The 17,844-nt window shown below is 70.1% G+C and carries 16 protein-coding genes and 1 tRNA gene; 1 reads left to right on the top strand and 16 read right to left on the bottom strand.

The genetic code is table 11. The annotated features are described in order from the left end of the window. Positions 1-19: 19 nt before the first annotated feature. The 9 genes from ABSF49_RS03765 to ABSF49_RS03725 form a co-directional block, all read right to left on the bottom strand. Positions 20-475, bottom strand: a complete 456-nt coding sequence (locus ABSF49_RS03765) for a hypothetical protein (protein WP_424111295.1) — start codon at positions 473-475, stop codon at positions 20-22. 30 nt (positions 476-505) lie between these two features. Further along, positions 506-832: a hypothetical protein gene (locus ABSF49_RS03760; RefSeq protein WP_424111294.1), complete on the bottom strand. Its 327-nt coding sequence runs from the start codon at positions 830-832 to the stop codon at positions 506-508. 131 nt (positions 833-963) lie between these two features. Continuing rightward, positions 964-1,236 (bottom strand): hypothetical protein, encoded by a 273-nt coding sequence (locus ABSF49_RS03755; RefSeq protein WP_424111293.1) that lies wholly within the window; start codon positions 1,234-1,236, stop codon positions 964-966. Positions 1,237-1,733: 497 nt separating this feature from the next. Continuing rightward, the gene (locus ABSF49_RS03750) at positions 1,734-2,375 is read right to left on the bottom strand and encodes an NADPH-dependent F420 reductase (RefSeq protein WP_424111292.1); all 642 of its coding nucleotides are present in this window, start codon (positions 2,373-2,375) and stop codon (positions 1,734-1,736) included. Positions 2,376-2,455: 80 nt separating this feature from the next. Continuing rightward, positions 2,456-3,526: a branched-chain amino acid ABC transporter permease gene (locus ABSF49_RS03745; RefSeq protein WP_424111291.1), complete on the bottom strand. Its 1,071-nt coding sequence runs from the start codon at positions 3,524-3,526 to the stop codon at positions 2,456-2,458. Continuing rightward, entirely contained in the window at positions 3,523-4,533 is a 1,011-nt protein-coding gene (locus tag ABSF49_RS03740; RefSeq protein ID WP_424111290.1) for a branched-chain amino acid ABC transporter permease, read from the bottom strand. Before ABSF49_RS03740 ends, ABSF49_RS03745 begins: the two co-directional genes overlap by 4 nt. Continuing rightward, entirely contained in the window at positions 4,530-5,252 is a 723-nt protein-coding gene (locus tag ABSF49_RS03735) for an ABC transporter ATP-binding protein (protein WP_424111289.1), read from the bottom strand. Before ABSF49_RS03735 ends, ABSF49_RS03740 begins: the two co-directional genes overlap by 4 nt. Next, positions 5,249-6,013, bottom strand: a complete 765-nt coding sequence (locus ABSF49_RS03730; RefSeq protein ID WP_424111288.1) for an ABC transporter ATP-binding protein — start codon at positions 6,011-6,013, stop codon at positions 5,249-5,251. The genes ABSF49_RS03735 and ABSF49_RS03730 overlap by 4 nt, the downstream gene beginning before the upstream one ends. An 82-nt stretch (positions 6,014-6,095) precedes the next feature. Next, entirely contained in the window at positions 6,096-7,283 is a 1,188-nt protein-coding gene (locus ABSF49_RS03725; protein WP_424111287.1) for a substrate-binding domain-containing protein, read from the bottom strand. Between the two features lie 236 nt (positions 7,284-7,519). Between ABSF49_RS03725 and ABSF49_RS03720 the strand changes: the two genes are divergently transcribed. After that, positions 7,520-7,596: transfer RNA gene (locus ABSF49_RS03720), tRNA-Pro, on the top strand. A 44-nt stretch (positions 7,597-7,640) separates the two neighbouring features. Here ABSF49_RS03720 and ABSF49_RS03715 read toward each other — a convergent pair. The 7 genes from ABSF49_RS03715 to ABSF49_RS03685 form a co-directional block, all read right to left on the bottom strand. After that, the gene (locus ABSF49_RS03715; protein ID WP_424111286.1) at positions 7,641-9,149 is read right to left on the bottom strand and encodes an FGGY-family carbohydrate kinase; all 1,509 of its coding nucleotides are present in this window, start codon (positions 9,147-9,149) and stop codon (positions 7,641-7,643) included. A gap of 31 nt (positions 9,150-9,180) precedes the next feature. Then, positions 9,181-9,849 carry a D-lyxose/D-mannose family sugar isomerase gene (locus tag ABSF49_RS03710; protein WP_424111285.1) on the bottom strand — a complete coding sequence of 223 codons (669 nt, stop codon included), beginning with the start codon at positions 9,847-9,849 and terminating at the stop codon, positions 9,181-9,183. 165 nt (positions 9,850-10,014) lie between these two features. Then, positions 10,015-12,948: a bifunctional [glutamine synthetase] adenylyltransferase/[glutamine synthetase]-adenylyl-L-tyrosine phosphorylase gene (locus tag ABSF49_RS03705; RefSeq protein WP_424111284.1), complete on the bottom strand. Its 2,934-nt coding sequence runs from the start codon at positions 12,946-12,948 to the stop codon at positions 10,015-10,017. Then, positions 12,945-14,369: a sensor histidine kinase gene (locus ABSF49_RS03700; protein ID WP_424111283.1), complete on the bottom strand. Its 1,425-nt coding sequence runs from the start codon at positions 14,367-14,369 to the stop codon at positions 12,945-12,947. Before ABSF49_RS03700 ends, ABSF49_RS03705 begins: the two co-directional genes overlap by 4 nt. Next, entirely contained in the window at positions 14,353-15,036 is a 684-nt protein-coding gene (locus tag ABSF49_RS03695) for a response regulator transcription factor (protein WP_424111318.1), read from the bottom strand. Before ABSF49_RS03695 ends, ABSF49_RS03700 begins: the two co-directional genes overlap by 17 nt. Before the next feature lie 166 nt (positions 15,037-15,202). Then, positions 15,203-16,714: a Do family serine endopeptidase gene (locus ABSF49_RS03690; protein ID WP_424111282.1), complete on the bottom strand. Its 1,512-nt coding sequence runs from the start codon at positions 16,712-16,714 to the stop codon at positions 15,203-15,205. Positions 16,715-16,923: 209 nt separating this feature from the next. Continuing rightward, positions 16,924-17,844, bottom strand: a 921-nt coding sequence (locus ABSF49_RS03685) for a methyl-accepting chemotaxis protein (protein ID WP_424111281.1), incomplete at its 5' end; no start/stop codon positions are given.

Raw genomic sequence — 17,844 nt, 5'->3', positions numbered from 1 at the left:
AGCCTGATGGCTTCGAAATTCAGTGCGTCCTGCCGAAGCTGCTGATCAGCGTGTTGCCCGGACCGGTCAGCGCGAGGATGCTCACGCCGCCGCTGTTGAACTCGGACAGGAAGCCGACATTGGTCTGCTGCCCGGTGTAGCCGGGCGTCGCGCCGGGAATGCCGCCGAAGTTGTATTGCTGCGTCACCGCAGCGATGTTGATGACGCCGTCCTGATTGACGTCGGAGGTGTTGCCGCTCTTGGCGCGCTGGTTGACTTCGGCGACGTTGATGTCGCCCGACTGGTCGACGACCGTGTTGTTGTCGGCGCCGGTCTGGTCGACGGTGATTTCCGTCGAGACGCTTCCGGGCGCGATCAGCGCATAATTGTGGACATTGGTCTGCGTCAGCGTCGTCGACTGGATCTGGAGCGGATCGGCGCTCGCGGCGCCGCTCGCGCCGGCGACCAGCCCGACCAGGATCAACTTGCGCAACATCGTCGAACTCCTTGCTGTCGAACCGTCGTCTCAGTGATGGCGCGACGCGAAGCCGGCGCGCTCGCTCGAAGGCAGAAAAGACGGGATGCTGTCGCCGCAGATGAAGACGCGGCGTACGCCGGCGGCCAGCGCGGCGAAGGCTGGATAGTCGGCGACGGTGAGGTAGTCGCCGGTCGCGCCCTCATTCAGCACGCCGCCCAGGCATACGACCGAGCGGGCTTGAGCGGGCGTTTCCGCGTGAGGGTTGTGAACGTTGGTCCACGCATTGTTTGCCGCCGCGGCCGAGCCGCCGGCGATTGCAACGGAGGCGACCACAACACCGGCGACTGCGCGGAGGCCGTCGAGAAAGCGTCGCATCCGGGTCTCCTGAAACCGGTCGCTCGCCGCTGCGCGCAGGCTCAGGGCCCGCACGCAGCGGTGGATTCCTCAAGCGCCACAAGGTCGGCGAAACGCCGCCCCGGCCCCCCGCGGCAAAGCTCCGCCGCCGATCAGGGCGGCGTAGTTTCGGTCCAGGAGAACGAGCTGCCGATCGGCGCGTGGGCGTCGCCCGTGTTGATGACGACGGTCGGCGAGGATGTCGGGGCCTGAACGGTCGCCAATGCGCCCTGGGCGACGAGCGCGACGTCGGCGCTACCGTTTCTGCCGCCCTGGGAGACGAACGACGTGTTCTTCAGCACGACGTTCACGTTGATATGGTCGGACGCGAGCGCCGGCGTCGCCAACGCGGCGCTGGCGACCGCGACGAGAGCAAGTTTCTTCATTGCGTTCCCCATGTATAACCTTGAAGGGCAGGCTGAGCCGCCGTTAGCGAAGCGCGCTAACGCATAACGGGTATCGGTGGCCGCAATACGCGTCAAGATTGCATTCGCCGTAATACGTCACAAATCCTGCAGACCTGGGCAAGGCCGCGCCCGCTGTTCGCAGTTTCACAGCAATATCATCGAGATGTCGCGGGTGTCGCAAATCGGCCACACCCGCATGCAATTCACTCGCGATGCGCGTTCGGGCGCCGTTTCAGCGGTTGCAACCCAGGCGCGAATCAGCGGCGCGACGGTCTCGATCTCGTCGTAGGGCTTGAGCCGGCGGACGACGGCCGACGCCAGTCAGGCAAGGATGAAGACGCCGACGGCCATTTCGCCGAGGACGCCGAAATCGAGCGCGCCGCCGGCGCCCCGCAAGCCGACGCTTCCGGTCACGGAAGTCACCCCCCTTGGACGGGGCTAACCGACCGGCGCCCCCTGCCGTCCCGGCGGTTCCTTCAGCGCAGCAGCTTGAAGGCGTGCGGCGACCAGTCGCCGCGGGCGACGCCGGGGATGCACCACAACATGCACAAGGGCTCGATCGCCCGCGCCGCCTCGACCGCGCCCATGTCGGCGACCTCCCAGCCGAAGTCTTCGACCAGCTTGGCGACGGTTTTCTTGGCGCCGTCGTTATCGCCGCAGACGAACATCGTCGGCTTGCCGCCGGCGAACAGTGGATCGACCATCTGCCCCGCCCCGACCGAGTTGAACGCCTTGACGAAATGCGCCTTCGGGTAGGCCTTCTGCAGCCGCTCCATCAGCGAGTCGGTCAGGTTGGTGAAGTACGACAGCACGCCATGGACCGGCGGGCCGCCGCCGATCGGGTTGGCCGTGTCGATCACCGGCTTGCCGTCGATATTGGCGGCGCCGATCAGCTTCAGCGCGTCGAGCGCCGCCGCGCCGGCGACGGCGAGAACGACGACCTCGCCGAAGGCCGCGGTCTCGGCGAAGTCGGCGACTTTCGCGCCTTTGTGTTGGGCCGCCCAATCCTTCAGCTTGCCCGCCTCGCGCGTGCCGATCGTCACCGCGTGGCCGTGCTTCAGGAATCCGGCCGCGAGGGTCTTGCCGACCACGCCGGAGCCGATGACGCCGATCTTCATGCGTTCCTCCTTCGCCTTTTGGGACAGTCGCGCCCCGCTTCCGCCGATGTGGGGCGCGGCGCGCGCGCCGACAAGGCGCGCTAGGGCGTCGCCTCGTCCTTGGACCGAAGCGCGCCGACCAGGCCGGCGGGGGCGAAATAGACCGCGAGCACAAACAGCAGGCCGAGCCACAGCAACCAGCGGTCGGGGTGGAACAGGCCGGTGAGCAACGGCAGGCCGGCGTCGGCCGCCCCAGCCGAAAGCGCGCCGAGCAGCGCCTGCAGATAATTCTGCGCGACGACGAACACGGCGGCGCCGAGCACGGCGCCGTAGAGCGTGCCCATGCCGCCGATGACGACGACGACGAGAATGGCGATCTGGATTGAGCCGGCGAGCGCCGTGTCGGGGCCGACGTAGCGCAGCCACACTGCGTTGAGCGCGCCGGCCGCCGTCGCGCCGGCTGCGGCGAGGCAGGTCGCGAGCGTGCGGTGGAAAACGATGCGGTAGCCGAGCGCCTCGGCGCGCAGCGGATTCTCGCGGATCGCCTCCAGCACCCGGCCGAACGGCGAGTTGACGACGCGCAGCAGCGCCAGAAACAGCGCGAGGCTGACGAAGAAGACGAGATAGTAGCTGATCAGTCGGCCATTGAACGCGACGCCGAAGAGCGGCCCGCCGAACAGTCTGAAGCCCGGTTGCAGAACCTCGGGGACCCGGAACGAGCGGCCGTCCTCGCCGCCGGTCAGCCAGTCGAGCTGCGAAGCGAGCACGCCGAACGCATAGCTGACCGCCAGCGTCACCATGGTGAAGAAGATCGCCTGCACGCGCAGCGACAGCAGGCCGATCGCCAGCGCCAGCACGGTCGAGACGCCGAGCGCCGCGGCGAGGCCGAGCGCCGCCGCGCCCCAGCTCGGCCCGAGCCCGTAAAGCGCCAACCCGACGCCATAGGAGCCGACGCCGAAGAACATCACATGGGCAAAGGAGACCATGCCGGCGTAGCCGAGCAGCAGATCGTAGGACGCGCCGAGCAGGGCGTAGACGCAGACCTTGGCGGCGACGTTGAGCGGCTTGGCGCCGGGGAAGAGCAACGGCGCCAGCGCCAGCGCGAGCGTGACGACGACGATCAGCGTCTGCAGCGTCCGCCCGCGCGGCGGCGGACCGGAGAGGATCATCATCGCCCGCCGACCGGATAGAGGCCGCGCGGCCGCCACAGCAGAATGGCGACCATCAGCAGGATGTTGGCGACGAGCGCGAGCTTCGGCGCGAGGAAGCCGGCGTAATTGTCGATCAGCGCCACGAGGATCGCGCCGATGAAGCAGCCGCCGACCGAGCCGAGGCCGCCGATGATGATGACGATGAAACAGAGCACCAGCAGCTCGCCGCCCATCGAGGCGTGCACCTGCTGGCGATAGAGCGCCCACAGCACGCCGCCGATCCCGGCGAGCGCGGCGCCGGCCATGAACACGCCGACGAACAATCGGTCGATGCGGTAGCCGAGCGCCTCGACCATCTCGCGGTCCTGCACCCCGGCGCGGATCAGCAGGCCGATCCTGGTGCGGTTGAGCGCCAGCGTCAGGCCGACGAAGACGACGAGGCCGACCAGCGTCGCGACGACGCGGTATTTCTCGATCGCCGCATCGCCGATCACGAACGAACCGCGGAAGCTGGCCGGCGGCGCGAGCGCGATCACGTCGGGGCCGAACAGGGCGTAGAGCAATTGCTCGGCGACGATCGAGCCGCCGATTGTCGCCAGGATCTGCTTCAGATGCTGGCCGTAGACCGGCACGATCACCAGCCGCTCGAACACGAGCCCGAAGAGGCCGCAGACGACGACCGCCGCGGCGAGCGCCAACGCGAGCAGCGCCAGATTGAGCGGCCACGAATCGGCCTGCGCCCAGCTCGCCAGCGGCGTGAACACCAGCGTCGCGACATAGGCGCCGAGCGAGATGAAGGCGCCGTGGCCAAAGTTCAGCACGTCCATCATGCCGAAAGCGAGCGTCAGGCCGGAGGCCATGGTGAAGATCATCATCCCCATCGCCACGCCGGCGGCGGTGAGGGTGACGAAGCTCGAGGCCGAGCCGATGAACGGCGCGGCGATCGCCGCGACGATCAGCGGCGCGAAGATCGGCAGAAGGTCGCGTTTGGGCCGCGGCAGCGCGGCGCCGAAATCGCTGGCGGTCATTGGCGCCCATCCAGCGAAAGGCCGAGCAGCCGCGCCTGCAACGCCGCGTCCTCGGCGAATTCGGCCATCGGCCCGGCGTGGACGATGCGGCCGTTGTCCATCACCCGCACCCAGTCGCCGACTTCGCGCGCGACGCGGAAGTTCTGCTCGACAACCACCAGCGTCGCGCCGATGCGCTTGATCTCCTTCAGGCAGTCGATCAGGCCGCCGACGATCGCCGGCGCCAGTCCCTTGGTCGGCTCGTCGATCAGCAGCAACCGGCGCGGCTCGACGATCGCGCGGGCAATCGACACCATCTGCTTCTGGCCGCCCGACAGGCTGCCGGCGCGCGACAACCAGAACCGCTTCAGCGTCGGGAAGAAACCGAAGATCCATTGCAGGCGCGCTTCGTCGAGCGGCCCCTCGCGCGCGGCGAGCAACAGGTTCTCGCGCACGGTGAGGTCGGCGAACACCGCCATCGTCTCGGGCACGTAGGCGACGCCGGCGCGCGCGATCGCGCTCGCGCGCAGGCCGGAGATCGCGGAATCGCCGAGCGCGATCCGGCCGCGCGAGGGCCGCCACAGACCCATGATCGTGCGCAGGCAGGTGGTCTTGCCGGCGCCGTTGCGGCCGAGCAACATCGTCGTCGCGCCGGCGGGCGCGTCGAAATCGACGCCTTGCAAGATGTGATAGCGGCCGATGTGGGTATGGACGCCGTCGAGCGCGAGCCGGGCGGTCATGCGGCCGTCCCCCGCGCCACGCCGAGATAGGCCTCCTGCACGATCGGCGAGGCGATTACCGCCGCAGGCTCGCCGTCGGCGGCGAGCCGCCCCTGGTGCAGCACGACGATGCGGTCGGCGAGCGAGCGCACGACGTCCATCTTGTGCTCGACCAGCAGGATCGTCTTGGTCGCGTCGCGCTTCAGCCGCGCGATCAGGTCGAGCACGAGCGGAACCTCGTCGACGCTCATGCCGGCGGTCGGCTCGTCGAACATGAAGACGCTCGGCTCGAGCGCCATCATCATCGCCACCTCGAGCTTGCGCTGGTCGCCGTGCGACAGCGCCGCGGCGCGCCGGTCGCGCTTCGCTTCGAGGCCGACGCTCTCCAGCGCGGAATAGGCGCGTTCGATCAGCGCGCGGCGCAGCGTCCAGGGGCGCGTGAACTCGTAATGAACGCCCGCCGCCGCTTGGGTCGCCAGCCGCACGTTCTCGAATACGCTCAGCGCGGGGAAGAGATTGGTGAGCTGGAACGCGCGCCCGAGGCCGAGCCGCGCGCGCCGCGGCGCGCCGAGCGCGGTGACGTCGGCGCCGTTGACGAAGACTTCGCCGCTGGTCGCGCGCAACTGGCCCGACATCAGGTTGAAATAGGTCGTCTTGCCGGCGCCGTTGGGCCCGACGATCGCCGTCAGCTCGCCCGGCCGGAACGCGAGGCTCACTGCGTCGACCGCGACGTGCCCGCCGAAGCGGATGGTGAGATTGCGGGTTTCGAGCGAGGGGGTCATTGGGACTCGAAGCCGATAACGAAAGTCGACGGCGCCGCGTGTCCCCTCTCCCCGCAAGCGGGGAGAGGGGACACGCCGCCCCTCACCGCTTGTTGCGGATCGGGATCTGCATGTCGTCGATCTTCATTTCGCTGACGAGATCGAGCGCGGCCCAGGCGAGAGCGGGGTCGACGCGCACCTTGAAGTGGTACATCGACTGCAGCGCCTGGTGGTCCTCCTTGCGGAAGATCATCTCGCCTTTGGGCGTGTCGAAGCTCATGCCCTCCATCGCAGCGATCAGCGCTTCCGAATCGGTCGACTTCGCCTTCTCGACTGCGGCGACGACCGCCATCGCGGCGGTGAAGCCGCCGGCGGTGAACATGTCGGGCGGGCCGCCGAAGCGCTTCTGGTGCTCGGCGACGAACCAGTCGTTCACCGGGTTCTTGGGGATGCCGTAGTAATAGTAGGTCGCGCCTTCCATGCCGGGGAAGCGCTTGTAGGCGGTCAGCGCCGCGAAGATGTTGCCGCCGGTCGACAGCTCGACGCCGTAGCGGCCGGGGTCGAGGTCCATGAGCTTGTCCATCGGATCGCCGCCGCCGGCCCACAGCACCCAGATGATCTTGCGGTCCGGCTTGTCCTTGAGCGCGTCGAACAGGCGCTGGGCGACGGCGGTGAAGTCGGCGGTGTTGGCGGGGGCGTATTCCTCGTCGTCGAGAGTGGCGCCGGTCTTGGCCAGCGCCTCCCTGAACGCGGCGACGCCGTCGCGGCCGAAGGCGTAGTCCTGCGCCAGCGTCGCGACATGGACGCCCGGCTTGCCGATCGCCACCGCGTTCGAGATCGCGTCCTGCGACGAGTTGCGGCCGGTGCGGAAGATGTAGCGGTTCCACTTGTCGCCGGTGATCTGGTCGGCCACCGCCGGCTCGACGATCAGGATCTTCTTGTGTTCTTCGGCGACCGGCAGCATGGCGATCGCCGCCGCCGATGAGGTGCTGCCGATCGCGATGTCGGCATGGTCGTCCTCGTAGGCCTCGGCCAAGGCCGATTTGGCGAGGTCGGGCTTGCTCTGGTCGTCCTTGACGACGATGACGATCTTGCGTCCGTCGACCGTCATCGTCCCCTTGGTCGCGTATTCGAAGCCGAGCCTGAGACCGGTCTCGGTCTGCTTGGCGTAGGCTTCGAGCGGGCCGGTGCGGCCGTAGATCAGGGCGACAGTGAGGTCGTCGGCGCGGGCGCCAGCCGTCGCGCCGGCGACAATCGCGGCCGCCACGGCGACTTTCAGCAACGGATGCATCGTTTCTCCCTCGGCGCCGCAGGCGGCCGGGCGGACCCCGCGTCGACGGGGTCGTTCGGCCGGGGAAGGCGGGCGCGCCGCCGCGTTTCCTCGTTATGGGGCGAGCTAAACATCGCGCGCCCGGACCGGCAAGCGCGAAAATCGGGCGCCGGACGCCAGCCGGCGTCATCCTTCGTCGCGCTTGCGCCGGCGCCGTGGGGCCACTATAAAGCCGGCGGCGCCGGAGACGGGGCCGTCGGAGTGTAGCGCAGCCTGGTAGCGCACCTCGTTCGGGACGAGGGGGTCGGAGGTTCGAATCCTCTCACTCCGACCAATTTTCCAAAGAATCGTTGAAGCCGACGATCGCGAGCGGCGCGCTCACAGCTTCGCCCACGTCGGCCTGAGCGCCTCGCACAATTCGCCGTAGACCGCGCGCCGCCGCGCCAGCGCCTCGACCAGGGCGCGATCCGGTTCGATCCGGCCGCGCACGCGCGTCATCGCCGCCACCGCCGTCTCCAGATCGGGATGGAGGCCGACGCCGACGGCGGCGACGATCGCGGCGCCGAGCGCGCCGAGTTCGCTGGCGGCGGCGAGCTCGAGCGGCAGGTCGATCGCGGCGGCGAAGACTTCGAGCCAAGGTCGGCTGCGCGCCGCGCCGCCGGCGAACCGCGCCGTGCGCGGCCGCGTCCGGCCTTTCAGCAGCCGGTCGATGTGCCAGCGATGCTCGAACGCGACGCCTTCGAAGATCGCGCGGATCATCTCGGGCAGGCCGTGCCATGAGGCGAGGCCGATGAAGCCGCCGCGCGCCTCGGGCTGATCGAGCCGCCCGTTCAGATAGGGCAGGAAATAGAGGGCGCCGTCGCCGCGCGCGCGCGCCGCCAGTTCATCGCAGAACGCGAACAGCGCCGCGTGGTCGCGAGGCGCGGGGTCGGCGGCGGCGACGACCGAATCGACGAACCATTCGAACGCGCTCGCCGAGGTCGGGCCGGCGTCGGTCAGGACGAACTCGCCCGGCCGCACGCCGACGATCGGCGCCGAAATCGAGCCGTCGGCGACCGGCGTGCGGCTGACGAGCTGGTTGAGGCCCCAGGTGCCGGCGATGACGCTGATCACGCTCTCGTCGATTGCGCCCAGACCGAGCGCCATCGCCGGGCCGTCGGCGTAGCCGGCCGAAACCGGCGTTCCGGCGGCGAGCCCGGTTTCGGCCGCCGCCTCGCTGGTGACCGCGCCGAAGATCGTCAGCGGCTCGACGCCGTCGCCATAGAGCCGCGCGTAGCGGCCGAGGCCGAAATGCTCCAGCACCTTCGGCTCGAAGCGGCGGCGGCCCTGGTCGGTCAGCCCGCCCGAAGACAGTTCGCTGATTTCGAGGCCGATCGCGCCGGTGAGGCGGAAGCGCAGATAGTCTTTGCAGAACATCGCATGCGCGGCGCGCGCCAGCGCTTCCGGCTCGTGCGCTTCGAGCCAGGCGAGCAGCGGCGCCGGCTTGCCCGGCCATTGCCGCTGGTAGGTCAGCGGAATGGCGGCGTCCTCGAGCCCCGAGGCGCGCCAGCGGGCGACGATCGCCTGGGCGCGCAGGTCGGGCGACAGCACGCCGTTGCGCACCGGCTTGCCGCGCGGATCGAGAAGATAGAGCCCGTTGCCGTAGCCGGTCAGGCCGACCGCGGCGATCGACGACGGCGCGACCCCGGCCTTCTCGACAACCTTGCGCGAGACGGCGCAGATCGCCGCCCACATCGCCTGCGGATCACGCTCCAGGCAGCCTGGCGCAGGATGCAGCGGCGCCATCGTTGCGCCGGCGACCGCGAGCTCCGCGCCGCGTTCGTCGTAGAGCGCCGCCTTCACCGCCGTTCCGCCGGCGTCGAACGCGATGATGTGCTGGTGTGACATCGCTCCTCCGGCGCTTCGGCGCCGGGGCCCCTCAATATTCGTTGCAGAGAAGATGGGTCGGCGGCGCGTCCTCGACGATTGCGGGAAAACGCGCCGGCGCATCGAGAAAGAGATTGTCGGAGGCGTCGTCGTTGACCGACGAGACTTCGCCGATGATCGCGGTTCCCGAGCCCGGCTCGGCGTAGAACTCGTGATAGAGGAACGGCGTCAGCCGGATCGATTCGCCGGGGCGGACGACGAAGCGATGCCCCGCCGGCACGCGGCGCGCGATCCCGTCGAGCGACACGCCAACCTCCCGGTCGTCGAGGCGGCCGTCGGCGCCGCGGTTGTAGACCTGGCAGATCAGCGCGCCGCCGGCGCGGCAAATGATGTCCTCCTGCTTGGCCGCGTGACAATGCATCGGCGTGCGCTGGCCCTCGCCGACGATCATCGCCTTTTCGCAATAGACGGTGCGCGCGTAGGGCGCTGCGGCGCCGCCATTGCGAAGGGTGAACGCGGTGAGACCGACGCGGGCGAAATCGCCGGAAGCGAAATCGGTGACGTCCCAGCCGAGTTTGCAGGCGCGGATCTCGTCGCATTCCGCGCCCTTGCGCCGCCATTCTTCAGGCGTCCAGAAGGCGAACGGCGGCAGATGGAAGCCGTGGACGCGCAAGACCGACTTTGCGTGTTCGATGGCGGCGTTGATCTGCGAACGCAGCATCGCGTTTCCTCCTTGCTTCCTTGCGACGTTCTCGAGCCCGCCCGAAACCGCTCGGCGCGGCGTCGCGTCGCGCCCGCGTCGATCTCGTCGCCGCTTCCGTTTGGTTGTCGGCGATTGTTGCACCGGTGCGCCGGCGCTGTCCACACGCGATCGCCGCGCCAGCGCTCAGGAGCGGTCGCCGAGCGCGTGCGCATAGGCGCGGCGGACGGCTTCGCGCGCTTCGCCGACTGCGCCTTGCAGCGATTCGAAATCGGGCAGCGCCGCTGCGGCGGCGATCCGGCGCTTGACGCCGCTCGCCGCGCTCGCCGGGTCAAATGGCCCGGCGACGGCGACGCGCATCACCTGGGTCGCGTCGGTATAGAGCCGGTGGGCGGCGATCAGCGCCTCGGCGTCGTCGCGCGCGATCACGCCGGCTTCGGCCGCGGCGGCGAGCGTCGCGCGGGTCGAGACGTCGAGCAGTTCCGGAACGCGGCTCGCTTCGGCCAGGGTCAGAAATTGGGCGACGAATTCGATGTCGATCAGCCCGCCGGAGACGAGCTTGAGATCCCACGGGTCTTGGTCGCCCTTCTCGCGCGCGATCAGGTCGCGCATCGCGCTCACCTCCTTGGCGAGTTTCGCCTGGTCGCGCCGCCTGGTGAGAACGGCGGCGATCGTCGCGGCGATTTCCTCGCCGAGCCGCTTGTCGCCGGCGACGACGCGGGCGCGCGTCAGCGCCATGCGCTCCCAGGTCTCGGCCTCGTTGGCCTGGTAGAGGCGGAAGGCCGAGAACTGGGTCGCGAGCGGGCCCTTGCCCCCGGACGGGCGCAGCCTCAGATCGACTTCGTAGAGCTTGCCGGCCCGGGTCGGCGCGGTCAGCGCGGCGAGCAGGCGCTGGGTCAGCCGCGCGTAATAGAGCCCCGCCGGCAGCGGCCGCGCGCCGTCGGAATCGCCGGCGTCGTCGGGAAAGTCGTAAATGACGATCAGGTCGAGATCGGAGGCGGCGGTCATCTCGCGCGAGCCGAGCTTGCCCATCGCCAGCACCGCGACGCGGCCGCCGCTGACCGCGCCGTGGTCGCGCGCGAAGGCGGCGGCGACCCGCTGCAGCAGCGCATGGAGCAGCGCTTGCGCCAGCGCGCTATAGGCTTGGCCGGCGCGTTCGGGGTCGAGCGCGCCGGAAAGCAGCCGGACGCCGATCAGGAACATTTCCTCGGCGGCGAAGTCGCGCGCGCGGTCGAGCGTGTCCTCGACGCTCTTCGCCGACGCCAGAAAGGCGTCGACCCGCGCCGCCATGTGCGCTTCGTTGAGGCTTTCGCCGATCGCCGCGATGCGGCCGGGGTCGATCGCCGCGTCGAGCACGTGCGGCCGCCGTGCGACGACTTCGGCGAGCCGCGGCGCGCCGCCGAGGAGGTCGCCGAACAACTCGCGCACCGGCGCGTTGGAGCGCAGGATCGACAACAATTCGACCGCGCCGAGCATGTGCGAGAGCGCCGCGTCGAAGGCGGCGAGCGCCGCGTCCGGGTCGCCGGAGCCGCCGAAAGCGACCAGCAGCGCCGGCGTCAGCTCGGTCAACACCTCGCGCGCGCGCGCGCTCTGCACCGCCGAGCGGCGGCCGAAATGCCAGCCGCGGATCGTCTCGGCGGCGGTTTCCGGTCGTTGGAAGCCGAGCCGGCGCAGGGTCGTCAGCGTTTCGGGGTCGTCGACGACGCCGGTGAAGACGAGACTGCCCGCCTCGACGTCGAGCTTGGGCGCGTCCTCGAACAGCCGCGCGTAATGACGCTCGACCCGCTTGAGATGTCCGGTCAGCTCGCTGGAAAATCGTCCGAGCCGCGCGTAGCCGCAGAACTTGGCGAAGCGCGCGAGCGGCGCGGTCTCGAACGGCAGGCGTTGCGTCTGCTCGTCGGCGATCATCTGCAATCGATGCTCGAGCCGGCGCAGGAAGACATAGGCGGCCGAGAGGTCGGCGACCGCCTCGGCGGACACCCACTGCTCGGCGTGGAGCTGACCGAGCATGTCGAGCGTGCGCGCGCCGCGCATCGACGGGCGGCGACCGCCGAAGATGAGCTGCTGGGTCTGGACGAAGAACTCGATCTCGCGGATGCCGCCGCGGCCGAGCTTGAGGTCGTGGCCCGCCACCGTCACCTCTTCGTGGCCGCGCGCGGCGTGGATTTGCCGCTTCATCGCGTGGATGTCGGCGATCGCGGCGTAGTCGAAATATTTGCGCCAGATGAAGGGCGCGAGCTCGTCGAGGAAGCGCGCGCCGAGCGCCAGGTCGCCGGCGGCGGGCCGCGCCTTGATCATCGCCGCGCGTTCCCAGTTCTGCCCGAGCGTCTCGTAATAGGCGATGGCGCTGGCGATCGACAGCGCCACCGGCATCGCCGACGGGTCGGGCCTGAGGCGCAGATCGACGCGGAAGACATAGCCGTCGGACGTGCGTTCGTTCAACAGCCGGGTCAGCGCCTGGACCAGGCGCACGAACAGCGGCGTCGGCTCGACGTCGGCGGGAATCGCCGGCGACTGCGCGTCGAACAGCGCGATCAGGTCGATGTCGCTCGAATAGTTGAGCTCACGCGCGCCGTGCTTGCCGAGCGCGAGCACGACGAAGCCGCTGCCGGCGGCGATGTCGGCGGCGTCGGCGTCGAGCGCGAGCCGTCCCGCGCGCGCCTCGCGCCGCAGCAGAAAGCGGACGCCAGCGCCGACCGCCGCGTCGGCGAAGCGGGTCAGCGCCTCGGTCGTCGCGACGACGTCCCACACGCCGCCGAGGTCGGCGAGCGCGATCAGCAGCGCCGCCTCGTGCTTGGCCCGCCGCAGCGCGCGTTTGAGCGCGTTCTCGTCGTCGTCGCGGCGCGTCGCGATCTGTTCGATCAGCGCCGCCAAGTCGTCTTCGGGCGGCGCGGCGAGGATGCGAGCGAGCCGGCCGGGGTCCTCGGCGACCAGCGACCAGAGAAAACGCGAGTGGTCGGCGATTCCGAGCAGCAGCGCGCGCGTCGCCTCGCTCCCGGCGAGCGACGCCAGCGCTTCGGCGCGCGGATCGCGCAACAAGGAGTCGAGCTTCTTGGCCGCCATGGCCGGCGCGGCGAGCCGCGGCGCGTCGCGCAGGCGCCCGGCGAGCGCGCCGCTCACGCCGCCGCCTGCGCGACGGGCAGGCGCGGCGCCTCGGCGGCCGCCGGCAGGGTGGCAGTCACTTTGAGCCCGGGGCTGTTGTCGTCGAGCCGCAACGCGCCGCCGTGCATGCGCATCACCGCGGCGACGAGCGACAGGCCGAGACCGGAGCCCGGCCGCGAGCGCGCGCCTTCCAGCCGCACGAAACGTTCGAGCGCTCGGGCGCGGTCGTCGGCGGGGATGCCGGGGCCGTGGTCGGCGACCTCGATCGCCACCGACGCGCCGTCACGCCGCGCGACAACCGAGATCTCCGTCTTCGCCGCCGCCTCGTCCTCGGGCGCGCCGTGCTTGACCGCATTGTCGATCAGGTTGGCGACCGCCTGGCCGATCAGCTCGCGATTGCCGACGACCATCAGGCCGCGCGTCGCTTCGACCTTCAACGTCGCGCCATTTTCCTCGGCGACCGGCGCGTAGAGCTCGGCGACGCTCTCGACCGCCTCGCCGATGTCGAATGCGCCGACGCCGGCGGACTCGGCGCCCGCCTCGGCGCGCGCGATCGCCAGCAGCGCGTTGAAGACGCGGATCAGGCCGTCCGATTCCTCGATCGTGCGTTCGAGCGCGGCGCGATAGGCGGCCGGATCGTCGGCGCTGCGCAACGCCGCCTCGGCGTGATTGCGCAGCCGGGTCAGCGGCGTGCGCAGGTCGTGGGCGATGTTGTCGGAGACTTCGCGCAGGCCGGTCATCAGCTCGGCGATGCGGGCGAGCATGTCGTTGAGGCCGGCGGCGAGCCGGTCGAGTTCGTCGCCGGAGCCCGAGACCGGCAGGCGCAGGGTGAGATCGCCGGCCATGATCGCGCGCGCCGAGCGGTTCATCGCGTCGATGCGGTTGAGCACGCGACGGGCGACGAACAGAGCGCCGAGCGCCGCCAGCGCGGCGAAAAAGATCAGCGACACCGCCATCGCGCGGACCATCACCGCGCCGATGCGGGCGCGATCGCCGAGGTCGCGCCCGACCAGCAGGCGGAAGCCGCCGGGCAGGGCGAAGATGCGCGCCAGGGCGCGCCGGCCCGGCGCCGATTCGTCGACAGTCTCGTAGGGCGTATCGACCACGCCGACCTGGTCGAGCACGCCGGGCGGCAGTTGCGCGACGTTGCCGGCGAGCGGCTCGCCGGCGTTGTTGGTCAGGAGGTAGAGCGACGAGCCCGGCTGGTGCGATCGCTTGTCGATAACCTCGCCGAGACGGCGCACGCCGCCGGCGTCGTATTGCTCGGCGAGGCCCTTGGCCTGTTCCGCGATCGTCTGCTGCGTCTCGGCGTCGACCAGCTTGATCACCTGCCAGGCGACGACGCCGAGCACCACAGCCGAACCGACGACGCTGAGGCCGAAGATGACCAGCGTCAGTTTGAACGCCGTGGCGCGGAAGAGCTTATTGAGGATCGTCACGCAGCATGTATCCGGCGCCGCGCACGGTGTGCAGCAGCGGCGCGTCGAAATCGCGGTCGATCTTGGCCCGCAGCCGCGACATGTGGACGTCGATGACGTTGGTCTGCGGATCGAAGTGGTAGTCCCAGACGTGCTCGAGCAGCATGGTGCGGGTGACGACCTTGCCGGCGTTCTGCATCAGATATTCGAGCAGGCGGAACTCGCGCGGCTGCAGCGCGATCTCTTCGCCGGCGCGCGCGACCTTGCGCGACAGGCGGTCGAGCGTCAGGTCGCCGACGCGGTAGGCGGTCTCCTCCGGCGCGCCCTTGGGGCGGCGGCGCGCCAGCGCCTCGACCCGCGCCAGCAGCTCGGAGAACGAATAGGGCTTGGCGAGATAGTCGTCGCCGCCGGCGCGCAGGCCTTTGACGCGGTCGTCGACCTGGCCGAGCGCGGAGAGGATCAGCACCGGCGTCTCGCCCCCTTGCGCGCGCAGCGCGCCGATCAGCGACAGGCCGTCCATCTTCGGCAGCATGCGGTCGACGATGGCGACGTCGTAGCCGCCTTCCTGGGCGAGGTCGTAGCCGCTGACGCCGTCGGCGGCATGGTCGATCGCGTGCCCGGCTTCACGGAACGCCTTGACGAGATAGGCGGCCGCCTCGCGGTCGTCCTCGATGATCAGAATCCGCATGGGAGACATATAGCGATTCCCGGCCGACGGAGGCAAAAAAGCGGCGGCAGGCCGGGGATGGGGCCTGCCGCCGGACTCGCCGGACCGACGCGGGAGCGGGGGGCGATCGTCGCGCGGGTTCCGGCGTCAACGGCCTCGCAAGGGGCGGCGAGGCCGATCTTTTGGCTCAGGACGCCGCCTGGGCCGGCAGGGCGACGAAGCGGATGGTGTCGCCCGTCTTCACCCTGAGCAGCACCGACTTGCGTCCGTCGGCGCGGGCCGCGTCGAACGCCTGGGCGATCTCGGTCGGCCGCTCGACGGCCTTGCCGCTCGCTTCGAGAATGACGTCGCCCTGCTGCAGGCCCTTGTCGGCGGCGACGCTGTTGGGGTCGACGTCGGTGATCGTCACGCCGTCGCGGCCGCGTTCGAGGGTCAGGCCGAGCTTGGCGACCGACGTGTCCGCCGCATCCGGCTTGTTGGTCCCCTGGTCGTTCATCGCCTCCTTGTCGTTCGGCATCGCGCCGAGCGTCACCGAGACCGTCTGCTGCGCGCCGTTGCGCCAGATCGTCAGCTCGGCGGATTTCTTCGGGCCGAGGTCGGCGATGCGGCGGGCGAGCTCGCGCGGGTCGGCGACCGACTGGCCGTTGACCGCGGTGACGACGTCGCCGATCTTCACCCCCGCCGCGGCGGCCGGCGCGTCCTTGTTCTCCTTGGCGACCAGCGCGCCCGAGGCGGTCTTGAGGCCGAGGCTGTCGGCGATGTCCTGCGTCACCGGCTGGATCTCGACGCCGAGCCAACCGCGCTCGACCACGCCGCCGGTCTTGAGCTGGTCGACGACCTTCTCCACCACGTCGCCGGCGATGGCGAAGCCGATGCCGACGCTGCCGCCCGACGGCGAGAAGATCGCCGTGTTGACGCCGACGACGTCGCCGTCGGTGTTGAAGGTCGGGCCGCCGGAGTTGCCGTGATTGACCGGCGCATCGATCTGGATGAAGTCGTCATAGGGGCCCGAGCCGATGTCGCGGCCGCGCGCCGAGACGATGCCGGCGGTGACCGTGCCGCCGAGGCCGAACGGGTTGCCGACCGCGATCACCCAGTCGCCGACGCGCGGCGTGTGGGGCGCGAACTTCACGAACGGAAAGGTTCCCGAGTCGTTGACCTTCAGCAGCGCGAGATCGGTCTTGGCGTCGGTTCCGATCACCTTGGCGGCGAGCGTCTTGCCGTCGGAGGTGGTCACCGTCACCTCGGTCGCGTGATCGACGACGTGGTTGTTGGTGACGATATAGCCGTCGGACGAGATGAAGAAGCCGGAGCCCTGCGCCATGGTCATGTGGCGCTGCGGATGGCGCGGCGTCGGCGCGTCGCCTTCGTCCTGGTCGTCAGGCATGCCGAACTGCTTGAAGAAGCGGTCGAACGGGCTGCCGGGCGGGAAGTGCGGCATGGTCTGGAGATCGCTCTCGGCGTCGGCCGCCTCGGACATCTTGACCTTGACCGAAACGACCGAGGACTTCACCCGGTCGACGACGTCGGCGAACGAGGCGGGGCCGGCCGAGGGCTGCTGCGTGTCGGCGACGGCGTAGCCCGGCGCGAGGGCGCCGGTCTCGACGACGGCGGCGCCGATCGCGACCGCGGCGACGGCGCCGAGCAGGGCGGCGCGCAATTGACGGCGGGGGCGAAGGGGGGAGGGGGCGAGGGACATGTCGGCTCCTGCGAAGGGTTGCGGCGCCGGGTTCTCCCCGACGGCTCGCGGCGGACAATCGCTTCGCTCGCCTAACGCCGTGATGGCGCCGGCATGAAAGCTTGGTAACCTTCGAATCTGTTTTTGATTTCAGAGATTTGGCGCGCGCCAAGCCCCCTCTCCCGCTTGCGTGGGAAGGTTGGGGCGAGGGCGAGCTGCGCCGATCGCGGTCAGGCCGCCGCCGACTTCGGCCTGGCCTTTGCGGGGAAGGCGCTCGGGGCCGCCTCCGCGTCGGCGCCGGCGACGCGGAACTGCCGGATCAGTCCTGAAAGCTTGGTCGATTCGTCGAACAGCGTGCGGCTGGCCGCGGTCGTTTCCTCGACCATCGCCGCGTTCTCTTGCGTCACGCGGTTCATCTGTTCGATCGTCGTGTTGATCGCCTGAAGGGCGCCTGATTGTTCCTGCGCCCCGGCGGCCATCTGGCGAATAGCGGCGCTGATCTCGGCCACGCGCGCCAGGATGCGCTCCAGCGACAGGCCGGTCTGGGCGACGAGCGCGACGCCGCCGTTGACCTGCGCGGTCGAGGCGGAAATGAGCGCCTTGATCTCCTTGGCCGCCTCGGCCGAGCGCTGCGCCAGCGCGCGAACTTCCGACGCGACGACGGCGAAGCCGCGACCGGCGTCTCCGGCCCGCGCCGCCTCGACGCCGGCGTTGAGCGCCAGCAGGTTGGTCTGGAAGGCGATCTCGTCGATGACGCCGATGATCTGGCTGATCTGGCGCGCCGAGCCGGCGATGGCGTTCATCGCCTCGACCGCCTGGCCGACCACGGCGGCGCTCTTTTGCGCTTCCTCGTCGGCGGCGGCCGCGACCGCGCGCGCGTGATCGGCGCCCTCCGCCGACTTTCGCACCGTGCCGGTGACCTGACTCAGCGTCGCGGCGGTCTCCTCGAGGCTCGCCGCCTGTTGTTCGGTGCGGCGGGAAAGATCGTCGGCGGCGGAAGCGATCGACTGCGATCCGTCGCGCATCCCACCGGCGCTCGCCATGACCACCTCGATCGCCGCGCTGAGCTTGCCGATCGCCGCGTTGAAATCGTCGCGGATCTGCGCGTAGGTCGGCGAAAAGCCGTCGCGCAGCCGCACCATCAGATCGCC

The organism is Roseiarcus sp. (assembly GCF_049514155.1).
Classification (GTDB): domain Bacteria; phylum Pseudomonadota; class Alphaproteobacteria; order Rhizobiales; family Beijerinckiaceae; genus Roseiarcus.
This window is presented reverse-complemented; position numbering and strand designations above follow the sequence as displayed.